Consider the following 15,309-nt stretch of genomic DNA (forward strand, 5'->3'; position numbering starts at 1 on the left):
GGTGCTCAGGTGTTCCGGCGTGCTCAGGTGTTCCGGGGGAAGCCGAGGTTGACCCCGCCGTGGGACGGGTCCAGCCACCGGCTCGTGACGACCTTCGTGCGGGTGAAGAAGTGCACGCCCTCCGGGCCGTACGCGTGCGAGTCGCCGAACAGCGAGTCCTTCCACCCGCCGAACGAGTAGTACGCCACCGGCACCGGGATGGGCACGTTCACGCCCACCATGCCGACCTCGACCTCGTTCTGGAACCGCCGCGCCGCTCCGCCGTCGTTGGTGAAGATCGCGGTGCCGTTGCCGTACTGGTTGGCGTTGACCACGTCCAGCGCGTCGTCGTAGGTCGGCACCCGCAGCACCGACAGCACCGGCCCGAAGATCTCGTCCCGGTAGATCGACATGTCCGCGCCGACGTGGTCGAACAGCGTCGGCCCGAGCCAGAACCCCCCGGTGTCGCCGTCGATCTCGTGCGACCGGCCGTCCACCACCAGCGACGCGCCCTCCGACACACCGGCGTCCACGTACGACACCACCCGGTCGCGGTGCGCGCCCGTCACCAGCGGCCCCATCTCGCAGCCGGGACGACGACCGTCGCCGACGTGCAGCGCGGCGATCCGGTCCGCGACCTTGGACACCAGCTCGTCGCCGACCGGGTCCACCGCGACCACGACCGAGATGGCCATGCACCGCTCCCCCGCCGAGCCGAACCCGGCCGACACCGCCGCGTCCGCCGCCAGGTCCAGGTCCGCGTCCGGCAGCACCACCATGTGGTTCTTCGCCCCGCCCAACGCCTGCACGCGCTTGCCGTGCCGGGTGCCGGTCTCGTAGACGTACCGCGCGATCGGTGTCGACCCCACGAACGACACCGCCTTGACGTCGGGGTGCTCCAAGATCCGGTCCACCGCCACCTTGTCGCCGTGCACGACGTTCAGCACGCCGTCCGGCAACCCCGCCTCCGCGAACAGCTCCGCGATGAAGTTCGCCGCCGACGGGTCCTTCTCCGACGGCTTGAGCACCACGGCGTTGCCGCACGCGATCGCGTTCGGCACGAACCACAGCGGCACCATCGCGGGGAAGTTGAACGGCGAGATCACGGCGACCACGCCCAGCGGCTGCTGGATCGAGTACACGTCGACCCTGGTGGACGCGTTCTCGCTGAACCCGCCCTTGAGCAGGTGCGGGATGCCGCACGCGAACTCCACGGCTTCCAGCGCGCGCTGCACCTCGCCCGCCGCGTCGGACAGCACCTTGCCGTGCTCCGCGGTGACGATCGCGGTCAGCTCGCCCTTGCGGGCGTTCAGCAGCTCGCGGAACGCGAACATCACGGTGGACCGCTGTGCCAGCGAAGCGTTGCGCCACGAGGTGAACGCCTCGTGCGCGGTCGCCACCGCCGCGTCCACAGTGGGCACGTCGGCGAAGTCGACCCGCGACGCCACCTGACCGGTCGCCGGGTCGTACACGTCACCGGAGCGCGCGCTGTCGTCGTTCCGATCGTCGACTCCGCCGACGGTGTCCCACGGCTTGCCGCCGATCCAGTGCCTGATCCGCCCGGTGCTCACAGCACGTCCTCCAAGATGCCCAACGCCTCTTCGACCTCGTCCTCGGTCACCGTCATCGGCGGCGCGAGCCGGATGACGTTCCCGTAGAGGCCGCCCTTGCCGACCAGCAGACCACGTTCCCGCGCGCCCTCCAGCACCGCGACCGCCTTCGCCGGGGCCGGCTCACCACCCGGCCCGACCAGCTCGACCCCCACCATCAGCCCCTTGCCGCGCACGTCGCCCACCGCCGGCCGGTCCGCCGCGATGGACTTCAACCCGCCGATCAGCCGGTCTCCGAGCTTGGCCGCGTTGGCCTGGAGGTCGTGGTCGAGCAGGTAGTCCAGCGTGGCCAGCGCGCCCGCCGTGGAGATCGGGTTGCCACCGAACGTGGACAGCGAGTTGGCCTTGAGGCAGTCCATCAGGTCACCGCGCGCGACCACGCCGCCGATGGCCAGCCCGTTGCCCAGGCCCTTCGCGAACGTCATCGCGTCCGGCGTCACGCCGTGCGCTTGGATGCCCCAGAAGTGCTCGCCGGTGCGGCCCCAGCCGGTCTGCACCTCGTCCGAGACGAACAGGATGCCGTACTCGTCCAGCACCTCCTTGAACGCGGCGAACAGCCCGTCCGGCGGTGACGAGAACCCGCCGACGCCCTGGATCGGCTCGGCGACCATGCACGCCACGTCGCCGGCGGTCGTCGTCTCGATCACCTCGCGCAGGTCCGCCACGCACGCCTTGACGTAGTCGGCGTCCGACAGGTCCTTGAACGGGCTGCGGAACCGGTAGCCGCCGTGCACCCAGCTGACCTTCACAGGGCTCAGCGAGGACGCCGACCAGCCCCGGTTGCCGGTGATCGCGACGGTGGCGAACGCGCGGCCGTGGTAGGAGTTGCGCAGGGCGAGGACCTGGTCGCTGCGGCGGAACTGGGTGGCCAGCATGAGCGCCGTCTCATTGGCCTCGGTACCGGAGTTGGTGAAGAACACCTTGGCGTCCGGGATGCCGGACAGCTCGGCGATCTTCTCGGCCAGCTCGACCTGCGACCTGATCAGGTAGAGCGTGGAGCTGTGCAGCACGCCGGTGTCGAGCTGGGACCGGACCGCGTCGGAGATCTCGGCCACGTCGTAGCCGACCGCGTTGGTCAGGATGCCGGCGAAGAAGTCCAGGTAGGTGCGGCCTTCCCGGTCCGTGACCCGACGTCCGCTCGCGCTCGCCAGCTCGATCGGACGGTCGTAGTAGAGGGCCATCCAGTCGGGCATCACGGCGCGGTGCCGGGCCAGCAACTCCTCGTGGTCCATCGCGTCCTCCGGTCGTAGGTCCGTGCCCAGGAGTCTGGTCGGCCCAGGTGACGCCCGCCATGGACAACCTGTACCGCTTTCCGGGGATCGGCATTACGTTGTGTCCGTGTACCCGACGGTCGCCGAAGCGCTCGCACTGCCCGTGGTCCGGCGCGGGAAGCCCGCCGTGGTCGCGGGGGCGGCCGGCATGGGGAAGCGGGTGCGCTGGGTGCACGTCGCCGAGGTCGCGGACATCGCCCACCTGCTGCGCGGCGGCGAGCTGGTGCTGACCACCGGGATCGCGTTGCCCGACGACCCGGAGGGGTTGCGGAGATACGTCTCGGACCTGGCGTCCGTGGGCGCGTCCGGGCTGGTGGTGGAGCTGGTGCGGCGGTGGAGCGACGAGGTGCCGGGCGCGCTGGTGGCCGCCGCCGAGCAGCACGAGCTGCCGCTGGTCACGTTGGCCGAGGAGACCCGGTTCGTGTCCGTGACCGAAGCCGTGGTGTCGCTGATCGTGGACGCGCAACTGGCCGAGCTGCGGGCGGCCGAGCAGGTGCACGAGACGTTCACTGCGCTGACCGTGGCCGGCGCCGAACCGGCCGAAGTGCTGCGCGAGGTGGCGCGGACCGCCGGGCTGCCGGTCGTGCTGGAGACCTTGGGGCACGAGGTGCTGGCGTACGACGCGGCCGGTCAGGACCCGACCGCACTGCTGGCGGACTGGGGCCAGCGGTCCCGGGCGGTGGCCGTGTCGGAGCGGACGGCGTACCACGAGCAGGCCGGGTGGCTGGTCACGGTGGTGGGCGCGCGGGGCGCGGACTGGGGCCGGCTGGTGCTGCTCAGCCCGGACGCGCCGCCGCACCGGCACGTCGTGGTGGCCGAACGGGCGGCGTCGGCGCTGGCCGTGCACCGGCTGGTGGCGCGGGACCGGGAGTCGCTGGAGCGGCAGACCCACCGGACGCTGCTCACCGAGCTGCTCGGGCAGCCGCCGCACGACCTGCCGACGCGGGCTGCGGCGCTGGGGGTGCCGCTGGAACGGCGGCAGCTCGTCGGGGTGGCGATCCGGCCCGGCACGGCGACCGCGCCCGCGCAGGCGTTGGCCTCGCAGGAGGTGCTGCGCGACCTCGCCGAGGCGACGGCGTTGGCGGCCCGGCGGGTGACGGTGCCCGCGCTCGTCGGCGTCGTGGACGACACGAGCGTGCGGGCGTTGCTGTCGCTGCCGCCGCAGGGCGGGTTGGACGGTGTGCTGCGGCGGCTGGCGCGGGAGGTGCACCGGAGGGCGGCCGCGACGCAGCACGCGCTGCCCGTGGTGGTGGCCGTCGGCACGACCGTGACCGCGCTGCCGGACGTGCGGCGGTCGTTGGCCGAGGCGGCCCACGTGGCGGGCGCGGCCCTGCGGTCACCGGGGACGCGGCTCTACCACCGGCTGGACGACGTGCGGCTGCGCGGGCTGCTGCACCTGCTGCGCGAGGACGAGCGGGTGCTGGCGTTCGCGGACCGTGAGCTGGGAGCGCTGCTGTCGCGGGACGGCGCCCAGGGCACCCGGCTGGTGGAGCTGCTGCGCTGCTTCTGCGAGCACGGCGGCAACAAATCCGCCGCCGCGGCCGCCGCGCACCTCTCGCGGACCGCCTACTACCAGCAGTTGAGCCGGATCGAGCAGGTGCTCGGGGTGTCCTTGGAGGACCCGGAGTCGGTGCTCTCGCTGTACGTGGCGTTGCTGGTGCAGGAGATGGGCGAGCGGGACCCTCAACGGCCCCGCCCGCCCACGTCGACCTAGCCGATCCTCGGTGCCTGCACCGGCAGCGCGCCCAGGTCGGGCGCGAGGTCCGGCAGCTGCGGGGCCGCGACGGGCGGCGCCGGCAGCGGGAGGGCCGGCACCGGCGGCAGCGCACGGCCCTGCGGCGGGAGGGTGTCGCCCACCAGCGGCAGGCCGACCTGCGGGACGCTCGGCACGGCCGGGACCTGGGGCGCGGACCGCACCTTCGGCACGTGGACCTCCGGCGAGCCGGACGCCACCGGGGCGGGCAGCTTCAGGGCCCGACCGCTGAGCAGGTCGGTGACGGGCGTGGTGACCACGCTGCCGACCTTGGGCGCCTGGTCGATCGTGCTGTCCAGGGTGTCGGTGGGGGCCTCGGCGGCGGACGCGGTGGACGCGAGCAGCGGAGAAGCGCCGACGGCGAGCAGGGCAGCGGCACGCAGAAGTCCGCGCGTGCGGTTTCCGGACACGGTTTTCCTAACCTGGTTGGGGACCTGCAAGTGACCCCTATGGCATCGACCGTTCCCGCGCTCTTCCGTAGCCGCTCGATCAGGTGATCTGCGCGAGCACGATCCGTGAGACCGCGCGGGCCCGTGTCGTGGGAGACGCGACACGGACCCGCGACGGTTCCTCCCCCCGGTGCTAGGGGTTCGTGACCCCGAGCGCGTAGCTGCCGGACCCGCTGTACGCGTGCACCCGGTAGCGGTAGTAGCCGGCGGTGCCGTTGTAGGTCACCGCTTCGTTCGCGGCCGGGGTGTCGCCCTTCGCCACGACGACCCACGAGCTGCCGTTCCACTTCTGGAGGTACAGGTCGAAGTCGCCACCGCCCGGCCCGACCAGGCAGCCGACGTGCGCTCCGGACACCGTGGACCGGTAGTAGCTGTTGTCCGGCTGGTACGCCTGCCCGCCGGCGGCCAGGGAGCCGCGGTACGTGGTCTCGGAGCTCTGGCAGCCGGTCGGCGGGTTCGGGTCGCCGCCACCGCCGGTGACCAGCGTGAGGCCGTACGTCTGGAGGATCTCGTTGACCGGCTGGAAGTACGTGGTGCCGCCGGTGCGGCAGTTGCCGGATCCGCCGGACGTCACGCCCTGCGCCTGGGTGCCCGCGAGCAGGGAGCCGCCCGAGTCGCCGGGCTCCGCGCACACCGTGGTCTGGATCAGCCCGGACACCGTGCCCTGCGGGTACGTCACCGACGAGTTGCGCGCCTGGATCGTGCCGCAGTGCCAGCCGGTGGTGGAGCCGGAGCGGCACACGGTCGAGCCGACCGGCGCGTCCTGCGAGCCGGCGACCGATACCGTGCCGCCGGAGTAGTTGTTGACCAGCCCGCGCGGGGTGTTGCCCGCCGCGACCTGGACCCACGCGTAGTCGTTGCCGGGGAAGCTGGACCCGCGGAACGTGCCGCTCGGGTTGGCCGTCGACGCGCCGGTCGCGCCGCAGTGCCCGGCGGTGACGAAGCCGCCGGTGACGGAGAAGCCGACGGAGCACCGCGTGCCGCTGCCGATGGTGTAGGCGTTGCCGCCGACCACGTCGATCAGCGGGCGGGGCTCTTCGGTGGTGACGAAGTACCGGACGGCGGAGGCGGCCACGCCGGAGGACGCGACGAACCCGCGTGCGGCGGCGACGTTGCCGGGGTGCGCCTTCACGACCACGGTGTTGGTCGGCAGGTCGACGTACCAGCCGGGGACGGACCGCGGCGCCTTGGCCGCGTTGGCGTCCAACGCCGCCTTCACCGCGTCGAGGTCCTTCTCGCTGCGCTGGACGAGCTTCGTGCGCACGTCATGGTCCACTTCGGAGGGTTGGGTGACGCCGATGGTGAGGGCGCCTGACGAATCGATCCACGCGCCGCCGAACCGGGTGTCCAGCCGCTTGCGCAGGGTCCGCGCCGTCTCGGCGGATCGCGCGTCGGCGGCGAGGCGGGCCCGCGCCTGGTCGACGTCCAGCCCGAGGTCGCGTTGGATCGTGGAGAGGATCTCGGCGTTCTGGTCGGCGGGCGCGGCCTGGGCGGTGGGCGACAGGGTGCCGGCCGCGACCAGCGCCGCGACGAGCGCGAGCGGTCTGAAGAGTGCTGACATGGGGGTTTCTCCTCGAAGGGAGTGCAGGGATTCCCCGTGAAACTAGGTCCGCCGGTCCGCCCGCGGTAATACCGGTTGGGTCATAAGACGCGGTGATGGCCGCGCGGCCGGCCCGTGCCCCGGGTCGGACCGTGACGCGGCCGGCGCGCGGTCCGGTCAGACAGTGGCGCGGTCGGATGACGGGTGGAAGGCCGTCGCGCCGTACTCCGGGTGCGCCGGCAGCCAGGCCGTGTAGCGCGGGTTGCGCTCGGCGGTGTCGCGGTAGGCGTCGGCGGCGTACCGGAGCACCTGCGGCCCGAAGGCGGCGGCCGGGCTTTCGGGGTTCCAGCCGATGAGGTGCCGCCACCGCAGCGGCGCGCCCGCGAGCGGCATCGCGACCAGGCCGGGGGTGCGGCGGAACGTCGGCTGGCACAGCGCCACCGCGTCACCGGACGCGGCGAGGTCGATGCAGCTGTTCGTGTCCACCTCGTACATCGTGCGCGGGGTGAAGCCGGCTCGGCTGCACGCGGCCACGAAGCAGTCGCCGAAGCACCCGTCACCCGGCGTCACCGCCCACTGCATGTCCTTCAACTCCCCCAGCTCGACCTCCTCCAGCCGCGTGAACGGGTGGTCGTCCGGCACCAGCACGAACACCGGGTCGATCGCGATCACGCTCCACGTCAGCCCGTGCTCGGACGGCGGCGGCGCGTCCCCGCACACGCCCACGAGCACGTAGTCGAGCCGTCCGGCGGCGACCATCCCGGCGAGCTCGTCACCGGACCAGGACACCTGCGTCGAGACGTGCGAGCCGGGGTGCGCCTCGGTCAGCCGGTGCACCAGGCCGCCCAGCATCGGCCCGTTCACCGCGCCGACCCGGTACCGGTCGCCGGGCACGTCGTCGTCCACCAAGCGCATCGCGTCCTCCTGCAGACGGGAGAACGCGGGCAGCAGGACGCGGGCGCGTTCGAGCACCAACTCGCCCAGCGCGGTCGTCCGGGCGCCCTTGTGGTCCCGCTCGAAGAGCTTGCCGCCGAGGAGGGCTTCGATCCGGTGCAGCTGGGCGGTCAGGGCGGGTTGCGCCAGGCCGAGCAGCGAGGACGCCTTGGACAGGCTGCCCGAGTCCGCGATCGCGCAGACGACCCGCAGGTGCCGCAGTTCGAGCTTCATCCGAGGGACGGTAGGCCAACGGTGAACGGTGAGTCGAGGGCCGACCGGAGGTGCCCGGGACGCACCGGACCAGCGGCCGGAGTGGCAATGGACAGAGTGTGCCCTGATCATGGCAAGCGTGGACACTTTGCCACTGCCGACGCACGCGGGCCGACCGGAGGATGCCGGGATGGAATCGCGCCGAAGCGCCCGCACGAAGGGTGTTTCACGAGCGTAACAGGGAAGTGACCGATGGCCCTTGACCCCGCAACGCAGGTCACAGCCGCCTCCGACGGCCGCGTCGAGCTCCGCGATCATTCGGCGATCGCGGGCAGCCCGCACTACAACCCGGAACTGGCGCCGGTGCCGTTGGAGCGGCGTACGTGGACCACGTACAACTTCTTCGCGCTGTGGGTCGGCATGGCCACGAACATCCCCAGCTACCTGCTCGCCGCCGGGCTCGTCGCGATCGGGATGAACTGGTTGCAGGCGTTCCTGACGATCACCCTGGGCAACATCATCGTGCTGGGGCCGATGCTGCTCAACAGCCACGCCGGCACGAAGTACGGCATCCCGTTCCCGGTGTTCGCCCGCGCGTTCTACGGCGTGCGCGGCGCGAACCTGGCGGCGTTGCTGCGGGCGTTCGTGGCGTGCGGCTGGTTCGGCATCCAGACGTGGGTCGGCGGCCAGGCCATCCACGGCATCGTCGGCAAGCTGGCCGGCCCGGGGTGGAGCGGCGCGCTTGCCGTCGCGGGCCAGCCGTGGACGCTGTGGTTCAGCTTCTTCGCGTTCTGGCTGCTCCAGATGGCGATCATCTGGCGCGGCATGGACGCGGTGCGGGTGCTGGAGAACTGGGCCGCGCCGCTGGTGGCGCTGGGGCTGATGGCGTTGACGGGGTGGGTGCTGATCAAGGCGGGCGGCCTGGGCCCGATCCTGGCGGAGCCGTCGAAGCTGGGCTGGGGCGTGGACTTCTGGAAGGTGTTCGTGCCGTCGCTGATGGGCATGATCGCGTTCTGGGCGACGCTGTCGCTGAACATGCCCGACTTCACCCGGTTCGGCGGCAGCCAGCGCAAGCAGGTGCTCGGGCAGGTGCTGGGGCTGCCGACCACGATGTCGTTCATCGCGCTGCTGTCGGTGGTGACGACGTCCGGCACGGTCGTGCTCTACGGGGAGGCCATCTGGGACCCGGTCGCGCTGACCGCCAAGTTCGAGAGCCCGGTCGCGGTGGTCATCGGGCTGGTGATGGTCATCCTGGCGACGATCTCGACGAACCTCGCCGCCAACGTGGTGAGCCCGTCCTACGACTTCTCCAACGCGCTGCCGAAGCTGATCAGCTTCCGGGTCGGCGGGCTGATCACCGGCGTGATCGGCATCGTGATCATGCCGTGGCGGCTGATCACCGACCCGAACATCTACATCTTCGCGTGGCTCGGCTTCTACGGCGGGCTGCTCGCGTCGGTCGCCGGCGTCCTGGTCGGCGGGTACTGGATCCGGTCGCGCACCGCGCTGGACCTGTCCGACCTGTACGTGACCGGCGGGCGCTACTGGTTCACGTCCGGCTGGAACCCGCGCGCGGTGGCCGCGACGCTGGTGGGTTCGGTGCTCGCCGTGGGCGGCGCGTACAACGGACCGTTCCCGGCGGACGGGCTGATCCCGTTCCTCAAACCGCTCTACGACTACAACTGGGTCGTCGGCCTGGTCGGCGGGATGATCGTCTACCTGGCTCTGACGCCACGGAGGGAGAACGCGTGAGCACCATCATCCGCGCAGGTCTCGTGCAGCAGAAGTGGACCGGCGACAAGGAGTCGATGATCGCGAACGCGGTCGAGGCGGTCCGCACCGCCGCGTCGCAGGGCGCGCAGGTCGTGTGCCTCCAGGAGTTGTTCTACGGGCCGTACTTCTGCCAGGTGCAGGACGCGGACTACTACTCCTACACCGAGGGCATCCCCGACGGTCCGACCACCGAGCTGATGTGCGAGCTGGCCGAGCAGCACGGCGTCGTGCTCGTCGTGCCGATGTACGAGGAGGAGCAGCCGGGGATCTACTACAACACCGCGGCGGTGATCGACGCGGACGGCACGTACCTCGGCAAGCACCGCAAGAACCACATCCCGCAGGTGAAGGGGTTCTGGGAGAAGTTCTACTTCAAGCCCGGCAACCTCGGCTACCCGGTGTTCGACACCGCCGTGGGCAAGGTGGGCGTCTACATCTGCTACGAGCGGCACTTCCCGGAGGGCTGGCGGGCGCTCGGGCTGAACGGCGCGCAGATCGTGTTCAACCCGTCCGCGACCAGCCGCGGCCTGTCGGAGTACCTGTGGCGGCTGGAGCAGCCGGCGGCGGCCGTGGCGAACGAGTACTACGTCGGCACGATCAACCGCGTGGGCGTTGAACCGTTGGGCGACAACGACTTCTACGGCCAGTCGTACTTCGCCGACCCCCGTGGGCAGCTGGTGGGCGAGGCGGCCTCCGACACGGAGGAGGAGATCGTGGTCCGGGACCTCGACATGGACCTGCTGGCCGAGGTCCGGAACCTGTGGGCGTTCTACCGCGACCGCCGTCCCGACACGTACGAAGGGCTGGTGCGGCCGTGAGCATCCTGATCAAGGGCGGCACGGTGGTGAACGCCACCGGGGCCGTCACGGCGGACGTGCTGGTGGACGGCGAGAAGATCGCCGCGCTGCTGGCGCCGGGGTTCCCGCTCCAGGCCGACCAGACGATCGACGCCACCGGGAAGTACGTGATCCCCGGCGGCATCGACGCGCACACCCACATGGAGATGCCGTTCGGCGGCACGTTCTCCGCGGACAGCTTCGAGACCGGCACGATCGCGGCGGCGTGGGGCGGCACCACCACGATCATCGACTTCGCCGTGCAGGTGAAGGGCACCTCCCTGCTGTCCACGCTGGACAAGTGGCACGGCAAGGCGGACGGCAACTGCGCGATCGACTACGGGTTCCACATGATCGTCTCCGATGTCGACGACACGTCGTTGAAGGAGATGGAGTCCTGCATCGGCGCGGGCGTGAACACGTTCAAGATGTTCATGGCCTACCCCGGCGTCTTCTACGCCACGGACGGCGAGATCCTGCGCGCCATGCAGAAGGCCCGGGAGACCGGCGCGACGATCATGATGCACGCGGAGAACGGCATCGCGATCGACCAGCTCGTCGCGCAGGCGCTGGCCGATGGCCGCACCGACCCGGTCGAGCACGGCCTGACCAGGCCCGCCGAGCTGGAGGGCGAGGCCACGTCCCGCGCCATCACGCTGGCGAAGGTCACCGGGTCGCCGCTGTACATCGTGCACCTGTCCGCCGCGCAGGCGCTGGACGCGGTGACGAAGGCGCGCGACACCGGGCAGAACGTGTTCGCCGAGACGTGCCCGCAGTACCTCTACCTGTCGCTGGAGGACCTGGCGAAGCCGGACTTCGAGGGCTCGAAGTACGTCGCCTCTCCCCCGCTGCGCCCCAAGGAGCACCAGTCGGAGCTGTGGCGCGGCCTGCGCACCAACGACCTCTCGGTGGTGTCGACCGACCACTGCCCGTTCTGCTTCAAGGACCAGAAGGAGCTGGGTCGCGGGGACTTCTCCAAGATCCCCAACGGGATGCCGGGCGTGGAGCACCGGATGGACCTGCTGCACCAGGGCGTGGTGAGGGGTGAGATCAGCCTGGAGCGGTGGGTGGAGATCTGCTCCACCACGCCCGCCCGGATGTTCGGCCTGCACCCGCGCAAGGGTCTCCTCGCCCCCGGAGCGGACGCGGACATCGTGGTGTACGACCCGTCCGCGACCCAGGTCATCTCGGCGGCCACGCACCACATGAACGTCGACTACTCGGCCTACGAGGGCATGGAGATCACCGGCAAGGTCGACACGGTGCTCTCGCGCGGTCGGGTGGTCGTGGACCACGCCGGTTTCCACGGTTCGACCGGGCACGGGAAGTTCCTGTCCCGCGAGCTGAACCAGTACCTGGTGTAGGAGGCGGAAGTGGACTTCGGTGTGGTGCTCCAGACGGACCCGCCCGCGCGGGACGTCGTGGCCGCGATGAAAGCCGCGGAGGACAACGGCTTCCGGTACGGCTGGACGTTCGACTCGGTGGTGCTGTGGCAGGAGCCGTTCGTCATCTACTCGCAGGTGCTGGCCGCCACCCGGGAGCTGGTGGTCGGCCCGATGGTGACCAACCCGAGCACGCGGGACTGGTCGGTGACGGCGTCGCTGTTCGCGACGCTGAACGACATGTTCGGCAACCGCACGGTGTGCGGGATCGGGCGGGGCGACTCGGCGCGGCGGGTGATCGGGCAGAAACCGGCGTCGCTGGCGACCCTGGGCCGCGCGATGACGGTGATCAAGGAGTTGGCGGAGGGGCGGGAGGTCGAGCACCACGGCACGCCGGTGCGCATCCCGTGGGTGCGCGACGGCAAGCTGGAGATGTGGATGGCCGCGTACGGTCCCAAGGCGTTGAAGCTGGTCGGCGAGCAGGCGGACGGGTTCATCCTGCAGACCGCGGACCCGGACATCGCGCGGTGGACGATCGGGTCGGTGCGGGAGGCGGCGGTGGCGGCCGGGCGTGACCCCTCGGCGATCACGATCTGCGTGGCCGCGCCCGCGTACGTGGGCACGGACCTGCCGCACCAGCGCGACCAGCTGCGCTGGTTCGGCGGGATGGTCGGCAACCACGTGGCCGACCTGGTCGCGCGGTACGGCGACTCCGGCGTGGTGCCGGCGGCGCTGACCGAGTACATCAAGGGCCGCGAGGGCTACGACTACGCCCACCACGGCAAGGCGGGCAACCGGTCGACGGACTTCGTGCCGGACGCCATCGTGGACCGGTTCTGCCTGCTCGGCCCGGCGTCCGCGCACGTGGACCGGTTGCAGGAGCTGCGGGACTCCGGCGTGGACCAGTTCTCGCTGTACCTGATGCACGACGACAAGGACAAGACCCTCGCGTCCTACGGCAACGAGGTGATCGGCCGGGTGTGACCTGATCGGGGGGGTGTTCCTCGCTGTCGGGCGCACCCCCCGACCCGGCCCGACCCGACCCGCCCCGGATTGTCGGACCCCGTTGTCACCGTCGCTCGCATGATCCTCCGACCGCTGCCGAAGAGGCCCGTTCCCGGGCGATGCCGGAGAACGCGTGGGCCGGGCTCGGCCCGGCGCGACGTGTCCGTGGACGCCTTCGAGGAGGCCGCCCAGCTCGAAGAACACCTCGACCGGGCGCTGGAGGCGTTGGCCGAGGAGTGCGCCGGGTTGTCCGCCGAGGAGCTGACCGCGCTGGACCGGGTGGTCGAGCGGAAGGCACGGGATCGACGGGGCCGACGTGCACGAGGTCACCGAGGGCTCGGACGACGGCTTGCTGTACGCGCGGGGCTGCATCGTCGCCCTGGGGCAGGAGTTCCACGAGGCCGTTTCGCGCGATCCGCGGGTGGCCGTCGGTGACGCCGAGGGCGAGGGCCCGTGCTACTTCTTCGCGCGGGTGCACGCGGAGCGGTTCGGGGATTACCCGGAGACGGGGTCGGGGATCTCCCGGGAATCGGGCCGGAACCGGGCCGGGTGGGCGGATCTGGAGGTACGGTCGAAGGCGTGATCGACTTCGAGAAGCAGTCCGTCTTCAAGCTCGCGCCGTGCCGCCCCGAGGACATCGCGTCGCAGGTGTCGCCGATCCTGATCCAGGGCGAGCACCTCGTGTCGAGCTTCAAGACGGTGCGGGACTTCGTGGTGTTCACCAACAAGCGGGTGATCGCGGTGAACGTCCAGGGCATGACCGGCCGCAAGAAGGACTTCACGTCGCTGCCGTACAGCCGGGTGCAGGCCTTCTCCATCGAGACGGCGGGCACGTTCGACATGGACGCCGAGCTCGACCTGTGGTTCAGCGGCCTGGGTCACGTGCGGCTGGAGTTCAAGGGCCACGCCGACGTGCGGCTGCTGGGCCAGATGATCGCCACCTTCATCCTCTGACGGTCGTCCTCCAGCGCCGTTCCCGGCGGTCGGTCAGTTCTGCGCGCCCTGGTTGGGCGTGCCGTTCGCCAGCCCCGGCGGGTCGTCGGCACCGGGCACGCCCTTGGCCGCCTCGTTGGCCATGGACATGAGCATGTCCCGCGCCTGCGTGAACGGCATGGCCTGGAGCAGCGCCTGGGCGACGCCGCCGTCCGTGCCGCCGATGACCTGCGGCACGTTCACCTTCACCCACTGCGCCAGCACCCGCTCCATCGACACGTGCTCCGCGCCGAGCAGCCTGACCAGCGTCCGCAGCTCGATGAAGTCCAGCTGGCGGCGCTCGTCCTCGACCCTGACCTGCTTCAACGCGATCTCGCTCAGCACGTCTTCGTTGTGGCTCCGGGCTTGCAGCTCGGCCAGCTTCGCCTGTTCGAGCTTGACGCGTTCCTGCTGGAGCGCGATCTGCCGGCGCATGTCGTTGATCTCCGGCTCGTCGCACTCGAAGTTCTCCAGGGTGGTGGAGATGGCTCTGACACCCGTCCGCGCCATGGCCTGCCGCACCTCGCCCGCGAGTTCGTTGCACACCTCGTCGTAGCGGGTGATGAACTCCTGGATCCGGTAGCGGGCGGAGATCCGGCGGAAGTAGCCGTCGACCGTGGCCCCCAGCTCCTTCTTCACGAACTCCTGCACCGTGCTGCGTCCGCCGGCCTCGCCCTGCCCGCCCAGGCCGTAGCTGCGCACGATCCCCGGCGCCGCCTCGGCCGGGATGCGCACGGTCTGCTTCATGTCGAGCCGGACCCGGTGGCCCTGCACGTCCAGGACGATCCGGTCGAGCGAGATGTCCAGGTTGCCCGTCGCCTTCGCGGCCTTGGTCGTCCACTCCAGGATCAGCGTCCGGGTCGGCACCTCGACCACCTGCGCGAACCACGGGTTGATCGCGTAGCGCCCCGCCTCGTCCAGCGTCTCCTCCTGCACGCCCCGGCGTCCGTTTCCGTCGATGAACACCCAGGGCAGCTGGAAGGCGGCGTGGCCCGCCACGGGCGGGCCGAGGACGTTCGGATCGGTCTTGGCGCCGATGTGCGTGATCACCACGCCGGTCTCGCCGGTCGAGATCTCCACCACGGCGAGGTCGCGGGGCGTCAGGCCCTCGCGTTCCATGTCTTCCGGCGTGTCGACCGTGATCACCCGGAACAGGCGGGTGTTGATGTCGTAGTAGCCGCCGGTCAGCACCTGCATCTGGCGGCCCTGCCGGCCGCCGCCCCGGAGGAAGCGCACGCCGTCCTGGAAGTAGTCGCAGTCGACGTACTCGGCGATCTGGCTGTCGGGCGGGCTCACGGCGCCCGCCTCGGCCACGACCAGGCCGATCGTCCCGTTCGGCACGCACGTCTGCAGGATCAGCTCGACGTCGTACAGGTACGGAGCCAGCCAGGTGCGCGTGTTCGCGCGGAGCAGCCGTGCCTGCGGACCCGCGCCGTCGAACGCGCTCACCCTCGGGTTGTCCTCGGGGTGCCGTGGGCGCAGGGCGAAGCGCTTGGTCACCAGGCCGACCCGACCGGACGGGACGCTCCGCACCCCGGCGACACCCAACCAGCCGGCGGCGGCCAGCACGACGAGCACGACCACGAGTCCCAT

13 protein-coding genes are annotated in these 15,309 nt (G+C 71.0%); 7 read left to right on the forward strand and 6 right to left on the reverse strand.

Annotated features, from left to right (window positions below):
• Nucleotides 1-23 precede the first annotated feature (23 nt).
• Nucleotides 24-1,550, reverse strand: a complete 1,527-nt coding sequence (locus ACRAKI_RS24985; RefSeq protein ID WP_447002950.1) for a CoA-acylating methylmalonate-semialdehyde dehydrogenase — start codon at nucleotides 1,548-1,550, stop codon at nucleotides 24-26.
• A complete protein-coding gene (locus tag ACRAKI_RS24990) occupies nucleotides 1,547-2,821 on the reverse strand; it encodes an aspartate aminotransferase family protein (protein WP_447002951.1) in 1,275 nt (424 codons plus the stop codon). Before ACRAKI_RS24990 ends, ACRAKI_RS24985 begins: the two co-directional genes overlap by 4 nt.
• A gap of 106 nt (nucleotides 2,822-2,927) precedes the next feature.
• Between ACRAKI_RS24990 and ACRAKI_RS24995 the strand changes: the two genes are divergently transcribed.
• Nucleotides 2,928-4,574, forward strand: coding sequence for a PucR family transcriptional regulator (locus ACRAKI_RS24995; RefSeq protein ID WP_447002952.1), 1,647 nt, complete (start codon nucleotides 2,928-2,930; stop codon nucleotides 4,572-4,574).
• Here ACRAKI_RS24995 and ACRAKI_RS25000 read toward each other — a convergent pair.
• The 3 genes from ACRAKI_RS25000 to ACRAKI_RS25010 all read right to left on the reverse strand — a co-directional run bounded on the left by ACRAKI_RS25000 (nucleotide 4,571) and on the right by ACRAKI_RS25010 (nucleotide 7,769).
• The gene (locus ACRAKI_RS25000) at nucleotides 4,571-5,023 is read right to left on the reverse strand and encodes a hypothetical protein (protein ID WP_447002953.1); all 453 of its coding nucleotides are present in this window, start codon (nucleotides 5,021-5,023) and stop codon (nucleotides 4,571-4,573) included. The genes ACRAKI_RS24995 and ACRAKI_RS25000 overlap by 4 nt on opposite strands.
• A gap of 172 nt (nucleotides 5,024-5,195) precedes the next feature.
• A complete protein-coding gene (locus ACRAKI_RS25005; protein WP_447002954.1) occupies nucleotides 5,196-6,623 on the reverse strand; it encodes a S1 family peptidase in 1,428 nt (475 codons plus the stop codon).
• Nucleotides 6,624-6,779: 156 nt separating this feature from the next.
• A complete protein-coding gene (locus ACRAKI_RS25010; protein WP_447002955.1) occupies nucleotides 6,780-7,769 on the reverse strand; it encodes a LysR substrate-binding domain-containing protein in 990 nt (329 codons plus the stop codon).
• Between the two features lie 231 nt (nucleotides 7,770-8,000).
• Here ACRAKI_RS25010 and ACRAKI_RS25015 point away from each other — a divergent pair, with 231 nt between their 5' ends.
• The 6 genes from ACRAKI_RS25015 (at nucleotide 8,001) to ACRAKI_RS25040 (ending at nucleotide 13,698) form a co-directional block, all read left to right on the forward strand.
• On the forward strand, nucleotides 8,001-9,500 hold the full coding sequence (locus tag ACRAKI_RS25015) for an NCS1 family nucleobase:cation symporter-1 (protein ID WP_447002956.1): 1,500 nt from the start codon (nucleotides 8,001-8,003) through the stop codon (nucleotides 9,498-9,500).
• Nucleotides 9,497-10,339, forward strand: coding sequence for a nitrilase-related carbon-nitrogen hydrolase (locus ACRAKI_RS25020; protein ID WP_447002957.1), 843 nt, complete (start codon nucleotides 9,497-9,499; stop codon nucleotides 10,337-10,339). The genes ACRAKI_RS25015 and ACRAKI_RS25020 overlap by 4 nt, the downstream gene beginning before the upstream one ends.
• Nucleotides 10,336-11,721: a dihydropyrimidinase gene (gene hydA / locus ACRAKI_RS25025; RefSeq protein WP_447002958.1), complete on the forward strand. Its 1,386-nt coding sequence runs from the start codon at nucleotides 10,336-10,338 to the stop codon at nucleotides 11,719-11,721. Before ACRAKI_RS25020 ends, hydA begins: the two co-directional genes overlap by 4 nt.
• 9 nt (nucleotides 11,722-11,730) lie before the next feature.
• Nucleotides 11,731-12,723, forward strand: coding sequence for a TIGR03842 family LLM class F420-dependent oxidoreductase (locus ACRAKI_RS25030; protein ID WP_447002959.1), 993 nt, complete (start codon nucleotides 11,731-11,733; stop codon nucleotides 12,721-12,723).
• 337 nt (nucleotides 12,724-13,060) lie between these two features.
• Nucleotides 13,061-13,327 carry a hypothetical protein gene (locus tag ACRAKI_RS25035; RefSeq protein WP_447002960.1) on the forward strand — a complete coding sequence of 89 codons (267 nt, stop codon included), beginning with the start codon at nucleotides 13,061-13,063 and terminating at the stop codon, nucleotides 13,325-13,327.
• Nucleotides 13,324-13,698 (forward strand): PH domain-containing protein, encoded by a 375-nt coding sequence (locus ACRAKI_RS25040; protein ID WP_447002961.1) that lies wholly within the window; start codon nucleotides 13,324-13,326, stop codon nucleotides 13,696-13,698. Before ACRAKI_RS25035 ends, ACRAKI_RS25040 begins: the two co-directional genes overlap by 4 nt.
• Before the next feature lie 33 nt (nucleotides 13,699-13,731).
• Here the strand turns inward: ACRAKI_RS25040 and ACRAKI_RS25045 are convergent, their stop codons facing one another.
• Nucleotides 13,732-15,309: an SPFH domain-containing protein gene (locus ACRAKI_RS25045; protein WP_447002962.1), complete on the reverse strand. Its 1,578-nt coding sequence runs from the start codon at nucleotides 15,307-15,309 to the stop codon at nucleotides 13,732-13,734.

The organism is Saccharothrix isguenensis, from assembly GCF_052936305.1.